Origin of the sequence: Streptomyces sp. 184, from assembly GCF_045781775.1 — a bacterium.
Lineage (GTDB): Bacteria > Actinomycetota > Actinomycetes > Streptomycetales > Streptomycetaceae > Streptomyces.
Genome location: NZ_CP123230.1, coordinates 867,200 through 883,409, shown reverse-complemented (window position 1 = coordinate 883,409; position 16,210 = coordinate 867,200). Strand labels below are relative to the sequence as shown.

The 16,210-nt window shown below is 70.5% G+C and carries 14 protein-coding genes; 6 read left to right on the top strand and 8 right to left on the bottom strand.

Annotated features, from left to right (window positions below; translation table 11 throughout):
* Nucleotides 1-112 precede the first annotated feature (112 nt).
* Complete coding sequence (locus tag QBL21_RS03865; RefSeq protein ID WP_407560553.1) at nt 113-1,324, top strand: MFS transporter; 1,212 nt, start codon at nt 113-115, stop codon at nt 1,322-1,324.
* Between the two features lie 19 nt (nt 1,325-1,343).
* On the opposite strand, the gene QBL21_RS03860 is transcribed toward QBL21_RS03865, so the two are convergent.
* The 8 genes from QBL21_RS03860 to QBL21_RS03825 all read right to left on the bottom strand — a co-directional run bounded on the left by QBL21_RS03860 (nt 1,344) and on the right by QBL21_RS03825 (nt 9,263).
* Entirely contained in the window at nt 1,344-2,045 is a 702-nt protein-coding gene (locus tag QBL21_RS03860; protein ID WP_407560552.1) for an endonuclease V, read from the bottom strand.
* Between the two features lie 72 nt (nt 2,046-2,117).
* Nucleotides 2,118-3,200 carry a hypothetical protein gene (locus QBL21_RS03855; protein WP_407560551.1) on the bottom strand — a complete coding sequence of 361 codons (1,083 nt, stop codon included), beginning with the start codon at nt 3,198-3,200 and terminating at the stop codon, nt 2,118-2,120.
* Complete coding sequence (locus QBL21_RS03850) at nt 3,188-3,841, bottom strand: hypothetical protein (protein ID WP_407560550.1); 654 nt, start codon at nt 3,839-3,841, stop codon at nt 3,188-3,190. Before QBL21_RS03850 ends, QBL21_RS03855 begins: the two co-directional genes overlap by 13 nt.
* A gap of 260 nt (nt 3,842-4,101) precedes the next feature.
* A complete protein-coding gene (gene tuf / locus QBL21_RS03845; protein WP_018834867.1) occupies nt 4,102-5,295 on the bottom strand; it encodes an elongation factor Tu in 1,194 nt (397 codons plus the stop codon).
* A 198-nt stretch (nt 5,296-5,493) separates the two neighbouring features.
* A complete protein-coding gene (gene fusA, locus QBL21_RS03840; RefSeq protein WP_407560549.1) occupies nt 5,494-7,614 on the bottom strand; it encodes an elongation factor G in 2,121 nt (706 codons plus the stop codon).
* Nucleotides 7,615-7,653: 39 nt separating this feature from the next.
* Nucleotides 7,654-8,124 carry a 30S ribosomal protein S7 gene (rpsG, locus tag QBL21_RS03835; RefSeq protein ID WP_027771073.1) on the bottom strand — a complete coding sequence of 157 codons (471 nt, stop codon included), beginning with the start codon at nt 8,122-8,124 and terminating at the stop codon, nt 7,654-7,656.
* Nucleotides 8,125-8,126: 2 nt separating this feature from the next.
* Nucleotides 8,127-8,498 carry a 30S ribosomal protein S12 gene (gene rpsL, locus QBL21_RS03830; RefSeq protein ID WP_003948652.1) on the bottom strand — a complete coding sequence of 124 codons (372 nt, stop codon included), beginning with the start codon at nt 8,496-8,498 and terminating at the stop codon, nt 8,127-8,129.
* A 291-nt stretch (nt 8,499-8,789) separates the two neighbouring features.
* Nucleotides 8,790-9,263 (bottom strand): DUF1707 and DUF4190 domain-containing protein, encoded by a 474-nt coding sequence (locus tag QBL21_RS03825; RefSeq protein WP_407560548.1) that lies wholly within the window; start codon nt 9,261-9,263, stop codon nt 8,790-8,792.
* A gap of 259 nt (nt 9,264-9,522) precedes the next feature.
* Here QBL21_RS03825 and QBL21_RS03820 point away from each other — a divergent pair, with 259 nt between their 5' ends.
* From QBL21_RS03820 to QBL21_RS03800, 5 genes are all read left to right on the top strand, one after another.
* Nucleotides 9,523-10,230 (top strand): Crp/Fnr family transcriptional regulator, encoded by a 708-nt coding sequence (locus QBL21_RS03820; RefSeq protein WP_407560547.1) that lies wholly within the window; start codon nt 9,523-9,525, stop codon nt 10,228-10,230.
* 163 nt (nt 10,231-10,393) lie between these two features.
* Complete coding sequence (locus QBL21_RS03815) at nt 10,394-11,257, top strand: hypothetical protein (protein WP_407560546.1); 864 nt, start codon at nt 10,394-10,396, stop codon at nt 11,255-11,257.
* Nucleotides 11,254-13,515: a hypothetical protein gene (locus QBL21_RS03810; RefSeq protein WP_407560545.1), complete on the top strand. Its 2,262-nt coding sequence runs from the start codon at nt 11,254-11,256 to the stop codon at nt 13,513-13,515. The genes QBL21_RS03815 and QBL21_RS03810 overlap by 4 nt, the downstream gene beginning before the upstream one ends.
* 50 nt (nt 13,516-13,565) lie before the next feature.
* Complete coding sequence (locus QBL21_RS03805; protein ID WP_407560544.1) at nt 13,566-14,915, top strand: hypothetical protein; 1,350 nt, start codon at nt 13,566-13,568, stop codon at nt 14,913-14,915.
* Nucleotides 14,912-16,195 carry a M48 family metalloprotease gene (locus tag QBL21_RS03800; protein ID WP_407560543.1) on the top strand — a complete coding sequence of 428 codons (1,284 nt, stop codon included), beginning with the start codon at nt 14,912-14,914 and terminating at the stop codon, nt 16,193-16,195. Before QBL21_RS03805 ends, QBL21_RS03800 begins: the two co-directional genes overlap by 4 nt.
* Nucleotides 16,196-16,210: the final 15 nt, after the last annotated feature.

Below are 16,210 nucleotides of genomic sequence, written 5' to 3'. Positions count from 1 at the left end.
TGTTCGCCGGGCCAGCGAGGAGTCCCGTGACCGAGCACCGCGTCCGTGTCCGTGTCCGTATCCGTGACCGCGTCCGCGTGGGCGTCTGCGTCTTCGTCCGGCCCTCGCCGCCGTGACGACCGGCCGGCTCGACGCGCAGGCGACCGGCACGGAAACCCGGCCGCGACCACGCGCGGTCCTCCCCGCCCTGTGCGCCACCCAGATCACGAGTTGGGGCATCGTCTACTACGCCTTCCCCGTCCTCAACCCGGCCATCACCGCCGACACCGGCTGGTCGCCGACCGCCACCACCGCGGCCTTCTCCGCCGCACTCCTGGTCTCCGCGCTCGCCGGCATCCCCCTCGGCCGCGTCCTCGACCGCCGCGGCCCGCGAGCCGTCATGACCACCGGCTCCGCACTGGGCGTCGTCGCCCTCCTCGCCGTGGCCGCCGCACCCAACCGGGCGGCCTTCACCGCCGCCTGGCTCCTCGCCGGCACCGCCATGGCCGCGACCTTCTACCAGCCCGCCTTCGCCGCCGTCACCCGCTGGTGGGGCGAGGACCGCGTCCGCGCACTGACCGTCGTCACCCTCGCCGGCGGACTCTCCTCCACCGCCTTCGCCCCGCTCACCGCCGCCCTCGCCGGGCACCTCTCCTGGCGCGCCACGTACGGCGTCCTGGCCGCGGTCCTGGCCCTGGTCACCGTGCCCGCGCACGCCCTGGCGCTACGGGCCCCCTGGCCGCCCGCGCCCCCGCCGCCCGTACACCGCACCGAGGGCAGCCGGTCGCTGGCCCGCACCCGCCCCTTCCTCACCCTCGCCGCCGCCCTGATGCTGAACAGCTTCGCCATGTTCGCCGTCGTCATCGCCCTGGTGGCGCTCCTCACCGCACGCGGGGCCGACCCCACGGCCGCGGCCTGGGCCCTCGGCCTCGGCGGCGCCGGCCAGACCCTCGGCCGCACCCTGTACGCCGTGCTCGCCCGCCACACCGGCGTCACCGCCCGCACGTTCCTCCTCATGGCCACGGGCGGCGCCACCACGGCCGCGCTCGGGCTGGTCCCCGGCCCGTACCCCCTGCTGGTGGCGCTCGCCGTCGCCGCCGGCATGGTCCGCGGCAACGTCACCCTCCTCCAGGCCACCGCGGTCACCGAGCGCTGGGGCACCACCCACTACGGCCGCCTCACCGCCCTGCTCGCCGCCCCCGCCACCACGGCCTCCGCCCTGGCCCCCTTCGCCGTCACCGCACTGGCGACCCCCCTCGGCGGCTACCCCCACGTCTTCCTGCTCCTCGCCGCCTGCTCCGCAGCCGCCGCGCTCCTGACCCTCACCGCCCGAACGCCGAGCTGACGCCGCGGGGACCACGCCCTCAACCGGCACCGGCGGAAGGCAGCGCATCGGCCAGGGCACTGCGACACAGCCTGTCCGCGACCCGCGTCGTCTCGGGCAGCCGAAACCGCGCGGCCAGCCTGAGCGTCAACGCGCACGCGTCGTAGGCACCGATCAGATGGCCGGGGGACACATACACGGGCTTCACCCCGGCCTGCGTACGCAGCGCGCGCCCGACCTCCTCCGCTCCGTCCAGCAGCGGGCTCGACGAACCACGCTCGACCCCCGGCACGTCACACGCGAAATACAGCGGGTTCTTCGCCACCCCGAACGAGGGAATCCCGGTCAGCACCCCCAGGTGGCTCGCCAGGCCGACGCGGCGGGGATGGGCTATCCCGTATCCGTCGCAGACGAACACATCGGGCTCACGCTCCAGCCTGCGCAGAGCGGCCGCGACGGCGGGAAGCTCGCGAAAGGCCAGCAGACCGGAGACGTACGGAAACTCCACCCGGGAGACGGCGGTAACCGACGCAACGACATCGAGGCTCGACACCTCCACCACGGCAACCGCCGCCGCACACACCCCGGACTCGTCGTCGTACGCCACATCGACCCCGGCCGCGGTCCGCCACTCCGCTACGTCACCCGCCGTCCCGACGCGAACAAGCCCCCGCAGCCGCTGCTGCTCGGCCACCGCATCCTCAACACTTTGCGGATGACGCAGTTCCCCAGCCAGTTCCACTCCACCCACCTCAAGGAATCGCCCCACACGGTACCGGGCAGCCCTGACGCGCAGCCTCCTGCGTCCAGGTCCCTAGCGGACGACGGACTGGATCTCGTCGACTTCCAACTCGGTGGTAGTGCCGAACGACCCGTCGGGCAGATCACCGCCGGTGTCGCCGGAACCTTCCCACTCGATGGACCAGTTGATCGTCGCCCGCAGCGGATAGGTCTCACCGTCAGGCGTGGCCCGCAGGTAGGTCAGCCCGCAGGGCGGGGTCTCCTCCGCCGATCCCGGGGTGTAGGGGGTGCCGATGGAGCCGTCGTTGATGGGACAGGTACCGGAGGGGGGGTGCAACTCGGCGTCGTCGGTGCCGGGTTCGAGGGTGAGGGAGACCGGCGTGGCGGTAGTCGTGGCCCACATGTCGAGGACCGGCACCCGGGCGGTGACCGAGACGGGCTCGAAGGTGGCATCGTCCAGCCAGGCCCAGGTCGGCAGGTTCACCTTCTGCTCGTTCTGCGCGTCGGGCTTGAGGCTGATCTCCGTATCCGGCACCCGAATGCGGTCGTACGCGAGCCCCGCGAGGATCTCGGGCGTGACGGCATTCTCGTACTGAGCCGGCGGCGAATCCCCGGTGTCCACCCAGAAGGGCCCGTCATCGCAGTCCATCGCCCCGGGGGCACTCTCGCCACCGTCCGGCACGTAGCCGTCCCACCAGTAGCCTTTGCCGGACTTGGCCATGTTGAAGTCCTCGTACGTTCCCGGCTCGTCCCCACCCGTCACGTACTTGGCCCGCTCCATGTTGTCGAACTCATGCCCCGTGGAGTCCAACGACCAGGTGTGCTCCCGCTCCTTCTTCAGTTGCTCGGGCGTGTACATCGGCGTGTACCAGCACGGCGGCGGCGACCAGTCCCCCACCGGATCCAACGAGCCGGACCCGCCGTGACCACCGCCGGCCCCCGACCCGTTGTCCGCGTCGTCGATCACGACCCCGCCGGCCTCGGCGTACAGATTCTGCCCCGCGGCGCCACCGTCCGCGCCGGGCGGTGGCGCATCGGAGTCGCCCTCGGAACCACCCTCGCCGGGCGTGATGTCAGCTCTGGCAGCGGGTGCGACAAGGACGAGCAGGCATAAGCCGGCCAACATCCCCCTCAGGGCCGGCTTCACGGCTGACACTCTGCTGCTCCCCTTTCCGAAATGATGCCGGTGGTCCGCCAGACGCCCTCGTCGCTCTTCTGCAATTTGGTGTTGTAGATGACGTAGCTGTCCTTCGTGACCGGGGTAACGTTCACCTTCCCCGTCTCCAGGCTCTTGCTGTAGCCCTTGCTCTCGTCAGCGCAGAAGGTGAGCGTGGCGGTGTCGTCCTCGTTCAGGGTCACCTGCCGGTCGACATAGCGGACCGCTCCGGTCACGGTCAGCTTCTCGTCTTTGAACTGCTCAACCCACTCGGACGTCTCGCCGAGAGCCTGATCGGTGTTGTAATAGTTGAGGGCCTCATATTTCGGATCCAAGCCCGCGATGGCGGACTGGACGGCCTTCATGCGTTCGGCGTTGTCGCGCAGAACGGCATCCTCGACGGGGTCGCCCGTCTCCTCCGGGCTGAAGGTGATCTCCAGGTCCTCCGGCAGCTTGATCTCCGGTCTCCCCGCCGCCTCCTCCGATGGGCTCGGGGACGGCGGCTCCTCCCCCTTGTCGGCGCCCTGGATCTTGTCGTCCTGCGGGGTGTCGCCGTCCTCGTCGCCGCCGCAGGCGGTCAGCAGCAGGCTCAGGGTGGCGGCAGCCGCAAGCGCGGCGGCGGAAAGGGCGCGGGGGGACACGATCAACTCCCAGTCACGGTGACGGTACGTCAGGAAGCCGACGCTATAGGAGCCGCACCAGCGTTCACTACCCCCACTTTCGGGCCTGTGGACAACCCACCGCGAAGGCGCATTCCGCTTCCGCTCCCACCAGGCATTTGGAATTCCATCCACATGACGAAAGAGGCGACCTGCCTGAACAGGCATAGCCGCCCCCGCCCACGCCAAGGGCCCCGGTCCGCCGTGAGGCGGGCCGGGGCCCGGGACGTCGTGCCGTCAGGTCACTTGAGGATCTTGGTGACCTGGCCGGCGCCCACCGTCCGGCCACCCTCACGGATGGCGAACTTCAGGCCCTCCTCCATGGCGATGGGCTGGATCAGCTCCACCTTCATGTCGGTGTTGTCGCCCGGCATGACCATCTCCGTGCCCTCGGGGAGGTGCACGACGCCGGTCACGTCGGTGGTGCGGAAGTAGAACTGCGGGCGGTAGTTGTTGAAGAACGGGGTGTGCCGACCGCCCTCGTCCTTCGACAGGATGTACGCCGTCGCCTCGAACTCGGTGTGCGGGGTGACGGTGCCCGGCTTGATGATGACCTGGCCGCGCTCGACGTCCTCGCGCTTGATGCCGCGGAGGAGGAGGCCGACGTTCTCACCGGCCTGGCCCTCGTCCAGCAGCTTGCGGAACATCTCGATGCCCGTGACCGTGGTCTTGGTCGTCTCTTCCTTGATGCCGATGATCGCGACTTCCTCGTTCACCTTGAGGATGCCACGCTCGATACGGCCGGTGACGACGGTGCCACGACCGGTGATCGTGAAAACGTCCTCGATCGGCATCAGGAACGGCTTGTCGATCTCGCGGACCGGCTCCGGGATGGACTCGTCGACGGCCTTCATCAGGTCGAGGACGGTCTTGCCCCACTCGGCGTCGCCCTCCAGCGCCTTCAGCGCGGAGACCTTGACGACCGGGACGTCGTCGCCCGGGAACTCGTACTCGGAGAGCAGCTCGCGAACCTCAAGCTCGACGAGCTCCATGATCTCCTCGTCGTCCACCATGTCGGCCTTGTTCAGCGCGACAACGATGTACGGCACGCCGACCTGGCGGGCGAGCAGCACGTGCTCCTTGGTCTGCGGCATCGGACCATCGGTGGCGGCGACCACGAGGATCGCACCGTCCATCTGGGCGGCACCGGTGATCATGTTCTTGATGTAGTCCGCGTGACCGGGGCAGTCGACGTGCGCATAGTGCCGCGACTCGGTCTGGTACTCGACGTGCGCGATGGAGATGGTGATACCGCGCTGCTTCTCCTCCGGAGCCTTGTCGATCTGATCGAAGGCCGAAGCCTCGTTCAGGTCCGGGTAGGCGTCGTGCAGCACCTTGGTGATCGCCGCGGTAAGAGTGGTCTTGCCGTGGTCGATGTGACCGATGGTGCCGATGTTGACGTGCGGCTTAGTCCGCTCGAACTTCGCCTTCGCCACTGGGGTCCTCCTGTGGACTGGTGCTGTACGCCCCCCGCCTTCTACGGAGGGGTTCAGGTGGTCGTTCCGAACCGGTCAGGACCCCTAGGGGGATGCCCTTGACCAGTCCGCCTGTGTTCGGCGGCCGGGGTCCCCGCCGCAGATCCCGGGGGATCTGCGGCGGTATACCCCGAATGCCTTGTGCTACAGCCTACGGCTTCACTCGCCCTTGGCCTTCGCGATGATCTCCTCGGCGACGTTCTTGGGAACCTCGGCGTAGGAGTCGAACTGCATGGAGTAGCTCGCCCGGCCGGACGTCTTGCTGCGCAGGTCGCCGACATAGCCGAACATCTCCGACAGCGGGACCAGACCGGTGACCAGCTTGGCACCGCTCCGGTCCTCCATGGACTGGATCTGTCCACGGCGCGAGTTGATGTCGCCGATCACGTCGCCCATGTAGTCCTCGGGCGTCGTGACCTCGACCTTCATCATCGGCTCCAGCAGGACCGGTGCGGCCTTGCGGGCGGCCTCCTTGAAGGCCATCGAGCCGGCGATCTTGAAGGCCATCTCGGACGAGTCCACCTCGTGGTAGGCACCGTCCAGCAGGCGCACACGCACGCCCGTCAGCGGGTATCCGGCGAGGATGCCGAATTCCATGGCCTCCTGGCTGCCCGCGTCCACCGAGGGGATGTACTCCTTGGGGATACGGCCGCCGGTGACCTCGTTGACGAACTCGTAGCCGTCGCCCTCCAGCGGTTCGAGCGCGATGATGACGCGCGCGAACTGGCCGGAGCCGCCGGTCTGCTTCTTGTGCGTGTACTCGTGCTTCGCCACCGGCCGGCGCACCGTCTCGCGGTACGCCACCTGCGGCTTACCGACGTTCGCCTCGACCTTGAACTCGCGCTTCATACGGTCGACCAGCACGTCGAGGTGCAGTTCGCCCATGCCCGAGATGATGGTCTGGCCGGTTTCCTCATCCGTCTTGACCCGGAACGAAGGGTCTTCCTCGGCGAGGCGCTGGATGGCGACGCCCAGCTTCTCCTGGTCGCCCTTGGACTTCGGCTCGATGGCGACCTCGATCACCGGGGCCGGGAAGTCCATGGACTCCAGGATCACCGGCTTCGCCGGGTCGCTCAGGGTCTCGCCGGTGGTGGTCTGCTTCAGACCCATGACGGCGACGATGTCGCCGGCACCCACCGAGTCGATTTCCTCGCGCTTGTTGGCGTGCATCCGGTAGATCTTGCCGATGCGCTCCTTGCGGCCCTTGACCGAGTTCTGCACCTGCGAGCCGGAGTTCAGCCGGCCCGAGTAGACCCGGATGAACGTCAGCTTGCCCAGGTGCGGGTCGCTGGCGATCTTGAAGGCGAGCGCGGAGAGCGGCTCCTCCTCCGACGGCCGGCGGACGATGACCTCGTCCGGGTTGCCGACGGCGTGGCCCTCGATGGCCTCGACGTCCAGCGGCGACGGCAGGTAGCGCACGATCGCGTCCAGCAGGGGCTGTACGCCCTTGTTCTTGAACGCGGTGCCGCAGAACACCGGGGTGACGGTGGTGCCGTCGCCCTTGCCGGAGTTGATGGTGATACGGCGCACGGCCGCGTGGAGCTGCTCCTCGGTGGGCTCCTCGCCCTCCAGGTACAGCTCCATCATCTCCTCGTCGTTCTCGGCGACGGCTTCGAGCAGCGTGCCCCGCCACTCGTCGGCCGCCTCCAGGTGCGTCTCCGGGATGTCGACGACGTCGTACGCCTCGCCGAGCTTCGCCTCGGGCGACCAGACGAACGCCTTCATCCGGACCAGGTCGACGACGCCCTTGAAGTCGGCCTCGGTGCCGATCGGGAGCTGCATGACCAGCGGGGTCGCGCCCAGCCGGTCGGTGATCATGTCGACGCAGCGGTGGAACTCGGCACCCGTGCGGTCCAGCTTGTTGACGAAGCAGATACGCGGGACGCCGTACCGGTCGGCCTGACGCCACACGGTCTCGGACTGCGGCTCGACGCCGGCCACTCCGTCGAACACCGTCACCGCACCGTCGAGCACGCGCAGCGAGCGCTCCACCTCGACGGTGAAGTCGACGTGGCCCGGGGTGTCGATGATGTTGATGGTGTGGTCGACGTCGTCGAGCGGCCAGTGACAGGTCGTCGCGGCGGACGTGATGGTGATGCCGCGCTCCTGCTCCTGCGCCATCCAGTCCATCGTGGCCGCGCCGTCGTGGACCTCACCGATCTTGTACGAGACACCGGTGTAGTACAGGATCCGCTCGGTGGTGGTCGTCTTGCCCGCGTCGATGTGGGCCATGATCCCAATGTTGCGGACCTTGGCCAGGTCAAGTGAAGTGGTGGCCATTTTGGCTCAGTCTTCTCTCTCGTAAGACGGGGTTCTCGACTACCAGCGGTAGTGCGCGAAGGCCTTGTTGGCGTCGGCCATCTTGTGGGTGTCCTCGCGTCGCTTGACGGAGGCACCGAGGCCGTTGCTCGCGTCCAGCAGCTCGTTCATGAGCCGCTCGGTCATCGTCTTCTCACGGCGGGCGCGGGAGTAACCCACGATCCAGCGCAGCGCGAGCGTGGCGGACCGGCCGGGCTTGACCTCGACCGGGACCTGGTAGGTCGCGCCGCCGACGCGGCGGGACTTGACCTCGATGGCCGGCTTGACGTTCTCCAGGGCGCGCTTCAGCGTGATGACCGGGTCGTTGCCGGTCTTGTCGCGCAGGCCCTCCATGGCGCCGTACACGATGCGCTCGGCGGTGGAGCGCTTGCCGTGCAGCAGCACCTTGTTGATCAGCGAGGTCACCAGAGGAGAGTTGTAGACCGGGTCGATGTGCACCGGTCGCTTCGGGGCGGGGCCCTTACGAGGCATGCTTACTTCTCCTTCTTGGCGCCGTAGCGGCTGCGGGCCTGCTTGCGGTTCTTGACACCCTGGGTGTCGAGCGAACCGCGGATGATCTTGTAGCGAACGCCCGGCAGGTCCTTCACACGGCCACCGCGCACGAGCACGATCGAGTGCTCCTGCAGGTTGTGCCCCTCCCCCGGGATGTAAGCCGTGACCTCGATACCGCTGGTCAGACGCACACGCGCGACCTTACGCAGGGCCGAGTTCGGCTTCTTCGGGGTGGTGGTGAACACACGCGTGCAAACGCCGCGGCGCTGGGGCGAACCCTCGAGCGCGGGCGTCTTGTTCTTCTCGACCTTGTCCTGCCGGCCCTTGCGGACCAGCTGCTGGATCGTAGGCACCGTTTCTCCAGTTTCTGTGTGCCGATCTCGATACTTCTAACCTGGGGTTTTGTCCGTGAAGACCCGCCGGCCCCCGACCCACGCGGTCGGGTGTGTCGCAAGCCCCGTACGTCCCCGCAAAATCTCACGGGGAAGTGCAGCTCTTCGGTGTCACAGCCTCGGCGCCTTCGCGGGAGTGCCCCCGCGCACGCGAAGACCCGGGGACACCCCAGGCACAAGGTCAGAGGGTACCTACAGCCACCCGCTCCGGTCAAAACAAAAAGACATAAGGGACGACGGGCCTGGGTATGGTTATGCTCCGCTGCTGGCCACGGCGGCCACGATGAGCGCGATGAAGGCCACGAAACCGAGCGCCAGATAGCCGATGACCAGGCCCGCAAGCGCCATGCCGTCACCCTGCTCGCCGGTTCTGCGGATCTCGCCGCGCGCCTTGTGCCCCAGGATGATCGCCGGGATGAACGTCACCCCGACCACCGGCACCAGCGCCCCGCACACCAGGGCGCCGACCGCCGAGCTGTTCGTGCTCCGCGGCGGCGGCAGCACGGGCACGGGCTGGAACGTACGCGGTACGACCGCCGGCATCGTCGGGATGCCGATGGGGCCCTGCGGCAGGTCCGAGATGAGCAGGTGCAGCTCGCCGTAGGTCTGCGCCTCGTACGCCTGCGACATGCGCTGCTCGTACTCCGGCTGGGTGAGTCTGCCCTCGGCGAACCCGGCCTTGATCACATCGACGGTCCGCTCCCGGTCGGCGTGCGAGGCACGCATGGACGGAGGCCGGCTTTGGTCCCACGGCTGCATGGACACTCAGGAACCTCCCCACCCGCGGTCTCCGCGGACCGCGTGCTTTCTATTGTGCTCGACGCACGGGGAAACGAGGGAGTTCCAGTAGGACGCCGGGAAGTTCGCGTCATCGCCGTGCGCCCCCTGTACACCACGTTGTCCGGTTCGCGCGCTGTCTCATCGTAGCCCCGTGCAGTACGTTCATCCGCCTTGAGACACCGGGTGACTGGGAGAACAGGTGGGAATGGCGACCGAGAGGCCCCGTTGGGAGTTCGAAGGGCTTGAGGACCGCGTCCCGTTCCTGGCCCGGCTCGAAGAAGAGGACCGCACCACACTCCTGTCCACGGGACGGGCCTTGCAGTTCTCCACTCGCACCGCCGTGCTGCGCCAGGACGAGCCGTCCACCCACGTGCTGCTGATCCTGCGCGGCTGGACGAAGGTCACCGCGTCCGCGGCCGGCAACGGATACGAGGCGCTGCTCGCGCTGCGCGGCCCGGGCGACATCGTCGGCGAGGCGGCGGCGGTGAGCAGCCGTCCGCGTTCGGCCACGGTGACGACGCTGGAGCCGGTCGAGGCGGTGGCCATCGAGCAGGATCGCTTCGCCTCCTTCCTTCGCGACTGCCCCGGCGCGGCCATGCAGTTGCTCAGCCTGACGAGCGACCGCCTGCGCTCCGGAGACCGCCACCGCCTCCAGGCCGCCGCCCTGCCCGTACGCGAACGCCTCGCCGTCCTCCTGCTCGACCTGATCCGCGCCCACGGGCACCGGACCGACGCCGGCATCGAGGTGCGCGTGCCGCTGAGCAAACAGGAGCTGGCAGGCTCCATCGGCGCGTCCCGGGAGATGGTGCAGCGCCTGTTGCGGGAGCTGCGCGACCGCGGCGTCGTGACGACCGGGCGCCGGACGCTCGTGGTGCTCAGGCCGGACGTGCTGCGCCGCATGGCCCGCATCTGAGGTCGAGCACACCCCACCACAGTTACACAGAGTAGTTGTGTCAGTCCTCAGGGCTACCTTGTGTACGTGTTCACACTTCGACTGCGTCTATACGACCTCACTGCCCGGCGCCGACCCGCGCCACCCTGCTGTGCTCCGGGACGGCACCAGCAGAGAGGCGCTCATGACCGACCCAGTCAGCCGCACGATCCTCCTTCTCGACATCGAGAACTACAGCCGCCGCGACGATGTGGAACAGACGTACCTGCGGCGCATGCTCTACGACATCGCCGACCGCATCCTCGACACCGCGGGTACGGATCCGACGATGCGGCGGCGCGCGGACCGCGGCGACGGGGTCATCGAGCTGATCGACGCCAACGCCTCGGTGCCCGCCATCCTGCGCGCTCTGATCTCCGATGCCCCGGTAGAACTGCACGCGGTCAACCGGATGGCTTCCAGAAGCGCACAGATCCGGCTGCGCGCCGTGCTGGCCACGGGATTCGTGGGGATCGACGAGCACGGCGGCTGGGTCGGCTCCGACCTCAACCACGCCTGCCGGCTGCTCGACGCGGACCTCCTCAGGCGCGCGCTGCGTGAACGGCCCGACGGCCTCGCACTGCTCGTCTCGCCGGAGATCCGTAACGGGATCGTGCGGCACGGCCGCCCGGGCATCCGGGCCGAGGACTTTCACAGCGTCGGCGTGGACAGCAAGAACGGCCGGCTGACAGCCTGGCTGTACGGGCCGCTGCCCGCCGGGACCGCCGCGGACCCGGCAGCGGCGGACGGCGAGGCGGACGACAGAAGGGCCAGTGCAACCGGCGGAGCAGCCGGTGGCGGAACCGACGGCGCCGCACCCCCGGCCGGTGAGCCGGCCACCCCCGACCACGGTACGCCGCCGCCCGCCCCGCCCTCCGGCCCGTCCATCCGTATCGACGGCTCCCCCACCTTCGGCGGCAGCTTCGTCGCCGGCAACCAGACCGGCGTCAGCGGCGGCCGGGCCCGCGACGTCCACCTCGGCGGCACCGAGCGCCGGGAGCCCCGGTGAGTGCCGCCGAAGCCGGGGGCGGTGAGCCCGCCGGCGACGGCCCGCCCAAGCCGGGGAAGGGGGCGAAGCCGGCAAAGGACGAGCAGCGCGCCGCCGCAGAGACCGAGGAGGCCGACGACCGGCCCGAGGAGGAGCAGGAACGGCCGCAGGACGCCTGGAGCGCCCGGCGTGACCTCCTACAGCACGGGCCGCCCGCCATCGGCCACTCCGCGCGCTTCGGCGGCAGCTTCGTCGTCGGCGACCAGATCGGGATGAGCGGCGGCCGGGCCCGCGACATCTACATGGGCGGCAAGACGGAGATCTACCACGTCGGCGTTTCCACCGCGGGGCACGCTTCCGGCAAGGTCTCGGCGCCGGTGCTGGAGCGGATGGCCGAGCGGTTCGTGACCGACGAGGACCACTTCGCGCTGCTGGAGAAGCAGTTGCGCGGCGAGCGGGTGCTCATCCTCTCCGGTCCCCCGTTCACCGGCCGCCGCACGGCCGCCGTGATGCTGCTGCAGCGGCTCGGCCTGACCTCGGTGCGCCTCCTCGACAAGGACACCGCGCCCGCGAGGCTCGCCGAGCAGTTGAAGCGCCCGGACGGTCACGCCGCGGACGAGCCGTGCGGCTACGTCTGGTGCGACGCCGTCACCAGCCGGGACCAGCCGCTGCGCGAGTCCCACCTGCTCGCCGCACAGGAGCGGCTCGGCGACGGGTATCTCGTCGCCACCGTGGCCCCCAGCGCCGTGCTTGAGGACGTGCCCGCCGTGCCGTGGCAGCCGCCCGCGGGCGCCGAGGTGCTCGCCAAGCACCTGTGCCTGCGCGTCGGGGAAGACGAAGCGCACCGGATGATGAGCCTGCCGCACGTGGTCGACTTCCTCGGCCGGGACCACCAGTTGCGCGAGGTCGCCGCCTTCGCCGTGGCGCTGGACCGCCACTCCCGCGGCCGGGCCGGCGAGGCCGACGTGACCGGGTTCTCCCTCTCCGCGATCGAGTCACAGGTGCGGGAGTGGTTCGAGGCGCCCTCCATTTCGCTGCACGACAAAGCGTTCCTGGTCGCGCTCGCCGCCTTCGACGCGGGCCCGTACGCCCTGACCGCCGAGCTGGCCGACGTGCTCTACCAGCAGCTCCAGGCCGTCGAGGATTCCCACCGGCCGGTGCGGATCCCGGTGTTCAGCCCGCCGGCGGCCGAGCGTCTGGGCGTCCTGCGGGCCGAGCCGTACGAGGCGGAGGACGAGACCGAGTGGGGCCCGGTCGTCCTCACCAAGGGCCGCTACCGGGACGACCGCACCGCCCCCGTGGTGCTCCGCCAGGTCTGGACCGCCCACCCCTCGGCCCGACCCGCGCTCGTCGGCTGGCTCTCCCGCCTCGCCCGGGACGGCCGCCCCTTCGTCCGCAGCCGCGCCGCGGCGGTCACGGCGGTCTTCGCGGCCCGTGACTTCCCCTCGGCCATGGCCCTGATCGTCGAGCCGTGGACACTCGCCGACGACTTCCGCCGCAAGCTCGCCGCCGCCGGCGCGCTCCTGTACGCGTACGGCATCGGCGTGCCCAACGTGGTCCGTGTGCTGGATGCCTGGTGCGAGGACGACAGCGAGGACAAGAGATGGGTGGCCATCAGGACACACGCCCTCATCGGCCCCGCCCGCCCCCGCGAGACCCTTCGCTCCCTGCGCAAGGCCGCCCGCCGGCTGCACCGGGAGCTGGTGGAGCTGGGCGAGCGGCAAGACCCCGCCGACCCGGAGGTCTTCGACGAGCCGCCGCCCTTCGCCCTCCTACGCGACGAGTTGGCTGACGCCGTGGAGCTGCTGCTCACCTCCGACGCCCGCGGCGTCGTGCTGGCGGAGCTGCGGCAGACGCCGGAAAGCGAGCGGGCGGTACGGGACATGGGCGTGGGCGGCTTCGTCGGGGCCTGCCGCCGTGTCGGCGACGAGTCCGACGGCGCCGCGTCCGATGCCCAGCCGCAGGTGCTGGCGTGGTACGCCGACGCCATGGCGACCGGCAGCGAGGACGCCGCCGGCATCGCCGACCTATGGCGCTGCGCACTGAACTCACGCTCGTACGGCCGGGAAGCACTCGACGTCTTCCGCGACTGGGTGCTGGCCGCCGACCGCGCCGAGCCCACCGAGTGGGCCCTCGCCGCCCTCCTGCCCGCCCTGGTGACGACCGGGCGGGAGCACGACCGCCTCAGCCACCTGCTGCGCACCATGCCAGGCGACGACGGGACACTGCCGCCGCCCGTGGCCGCCAGGCTGCTGAGCGTACTGAGCCGGCACTGGTGACAAACCGCACGAACCCGCGGCACGCGCTGCCGCCACACCGAAAGGCATCCATGCACGAGTTTCGCCGTCCACCCGACTGGGACCAGCAGGCCGACAGGCACACGGCCCTCATCGATCCCGTCCTGACCGTACGACAGCTTTCCCGCCTGGAGTTCGTCACCCGCAAGCCGCCGACCCGCATCGACCACGCCCTCGTGTTCGCCACCGCGGACGGCGGATACGAGGTGTTCGTCCCGCCGCATCGGCCGAGCCGCACGGAGGCGGCGGCGCGCCGCTACACGGCCGTGTACGAGGTGGACATGGGGCGGCACCCGGTCAACGCCGAGCTGAACCTGCCGAGCGACAACGACGCGTTCGAGTTCGGTGTCCAGGCCGAGCTGTTCTGGCAGGTGACCGACCCGGCACGCTTCATCACCAGCGGCCACCGGGACGTCCCCGCTCTCGTCCTCGGCCGCCTGCGCGAGGCGGCCCGACCGGTGGCGCGTGGCTTCGCCATCGACCGCAGCGCCGACGCCGAACGGGCCCTGCTGCGGGCGCTCTACGACCGCGGGCCGCTCGGCGAGGATGCGGGGCTGCGCGTCGACTGGACCGTCCGCGTGCGGCGCGACGGCGCCAACATCGCCCACCAGCAGCGGCTCCAGTCCATCGACCACGACGCCGCGGAGAACGTGCGCCGGTCCCGGCGCGGCGCGGAGACCGACCGGGCGGAGAACATCCGGCTCCAGGCGCGGGACTCCCTGGAGCTGGAGCGGGCCATGTCCTACGGCGAGCAGCACCACGAGCTCGCGTCCAAGCAGCTCGGCTGGCAGCACGAGCAGAACGTCCAGGCCCAGCGGCAGGCCGTGGAGCTACAGCGGCTGGAGGCCGAGAAGATCGAGTTCTACCGGTGGCATCTGGAGAGGGGCGGTGCCACCGCGATGGCCATGCACCTGTCGCACCACCCCGAGGACTCGCGCCTGGTAATGGAGAACCTGCGCCAGGACGAGCTGGCACTCATCGAGACGCAGAAGGATCTGGTCGTACAACTGCTCGGCGGGAAGGGGGACGTCGAGGAATACGAGCTGGAGGGGCCCAAGAAGCTCGCGCTGGAAACGGTCAAGCAGATCCTCGCCCAACGGCGTCCCGGGGTGCACGGGGAGCCGGACGCCGACGCGCCGAAGGCGGCCGAACGGACCGGCCCCGACCCCGTACCGGTGTCCGACTGGAAGCCGCCCGCCGGCTACGGAACACTGCCGCAGATGCCGAGCGCCCCGCCGCCGGCCCCCACCCCGCCCACCCCACCCGCCGCGCCGCCGCTCGGCCCGTGGCCGCCGGAGCGGTTCCCCGGGCCGGCCGACGCCGTGCCGGAGGTGCCGGAGGTGCCGGAGGACGACGACGCGGAGGGAGGCACCGCCCGATGAACGAGCCCACCGACCCGGCCGGGCAGCAGCCGCCCCCGTACCCCGGCGAGCAGCCGCCTGTCTACCCCGGCGAGGAACCGCCCGCCTACCCCGGCAAGGCACCGGACCCCGGACGACCCGAACCGGCGCCATCCCCCGCGGCACACCCCAACGGCGCCAAGCCCTCGCCCGGCACCGAGCCGCCCGGCCCCGAGCCCGGGCCGACCGCCCTGCCCGACGACGAGTTGTTCGCCCGGCGCCGCATCCATATCGCCCAGCGCCAGCGCGGCGCGGACGCCGCAGCCCTCGGCAACCTCGCCCTCCACGTCCCCAACTTCATCGCCAGCCTCATCGTCGTCAGCCTCGTCTCGCTCTTCTTCGGCGGCATGGCCTGGCTGCTGGTCGTCGCCTGGCTCGCCAGCGGCCTGCTCGTCTTCCACCGCCCCACCGAGGACCTGCTCGCCCGCCGGCTGCTCGGGCTGCGCTACCCCACCTCAGCCGAGGACGCGAAGCTGGCGCCGATCTGGCGGGAGGTGACGGCGCGAGGCGGTGTGGAGGGCAGGAGCTACCGGCTGTGGATCGAGGACTCCCAGGGCCTGAACGCCGTCGCCGCAGCCGGCCACATCGTCGGCGTCACGGGCTACGCCGTGCACCATTTGCCTCCCCGCCATCTCGCGGCCGTCCTCGCCCACGAGTTGGGGCACCATGTGGGCGGCCACAGTTGGTCCTCGCTGCTCGGCTACTGGTACGCCCTGCCCGGCAGGCTGGCCTGGCGGCTGCTCCGCGGCGTCGTCGGCGCCGTGTTCGCCGTGGCGCCCGGCTGCGGCTGCGTCGTGGCGGGGCTGGCCGTGCTCTTCTTCGGCGGGATGGCGCTCGTGACGATCGACCAGTTCTACGGGCTGCCGCTGCTGGTCGTCGCCATACCCTGGCTGATCGCGGCGGTCAGCCGGCGCGCCGAGCTGCGCGCCGACCGGCACGCGGCGGCGCTCGGCTTCGGGCCCATGCTGGCCGACGTCCTCACGCACACGCACGAGGCGGAGACCGCCGCGCGGCGGCAGGCACACCCGGCTGCCGGCACCCGGCCGTGGATGCCCCCGGCCACAGGGCCGACGCCCCCGTACGGCACGCCCGGAGCACCCCCGCCGCCACCCGGCCACCCGCACCCGCAGCCCACAGCCGCGCCGCACGGCCCGCACATGGCGCCCCGGGAGGGTCTCCTGCGCCGTCTGCTCGACTCTCACCCCGACCACCACACCCGCATCCACCACCTGCGGATGTACACCGAAGGCCACCGCCGCTAGCGCCGCACCGAGAAC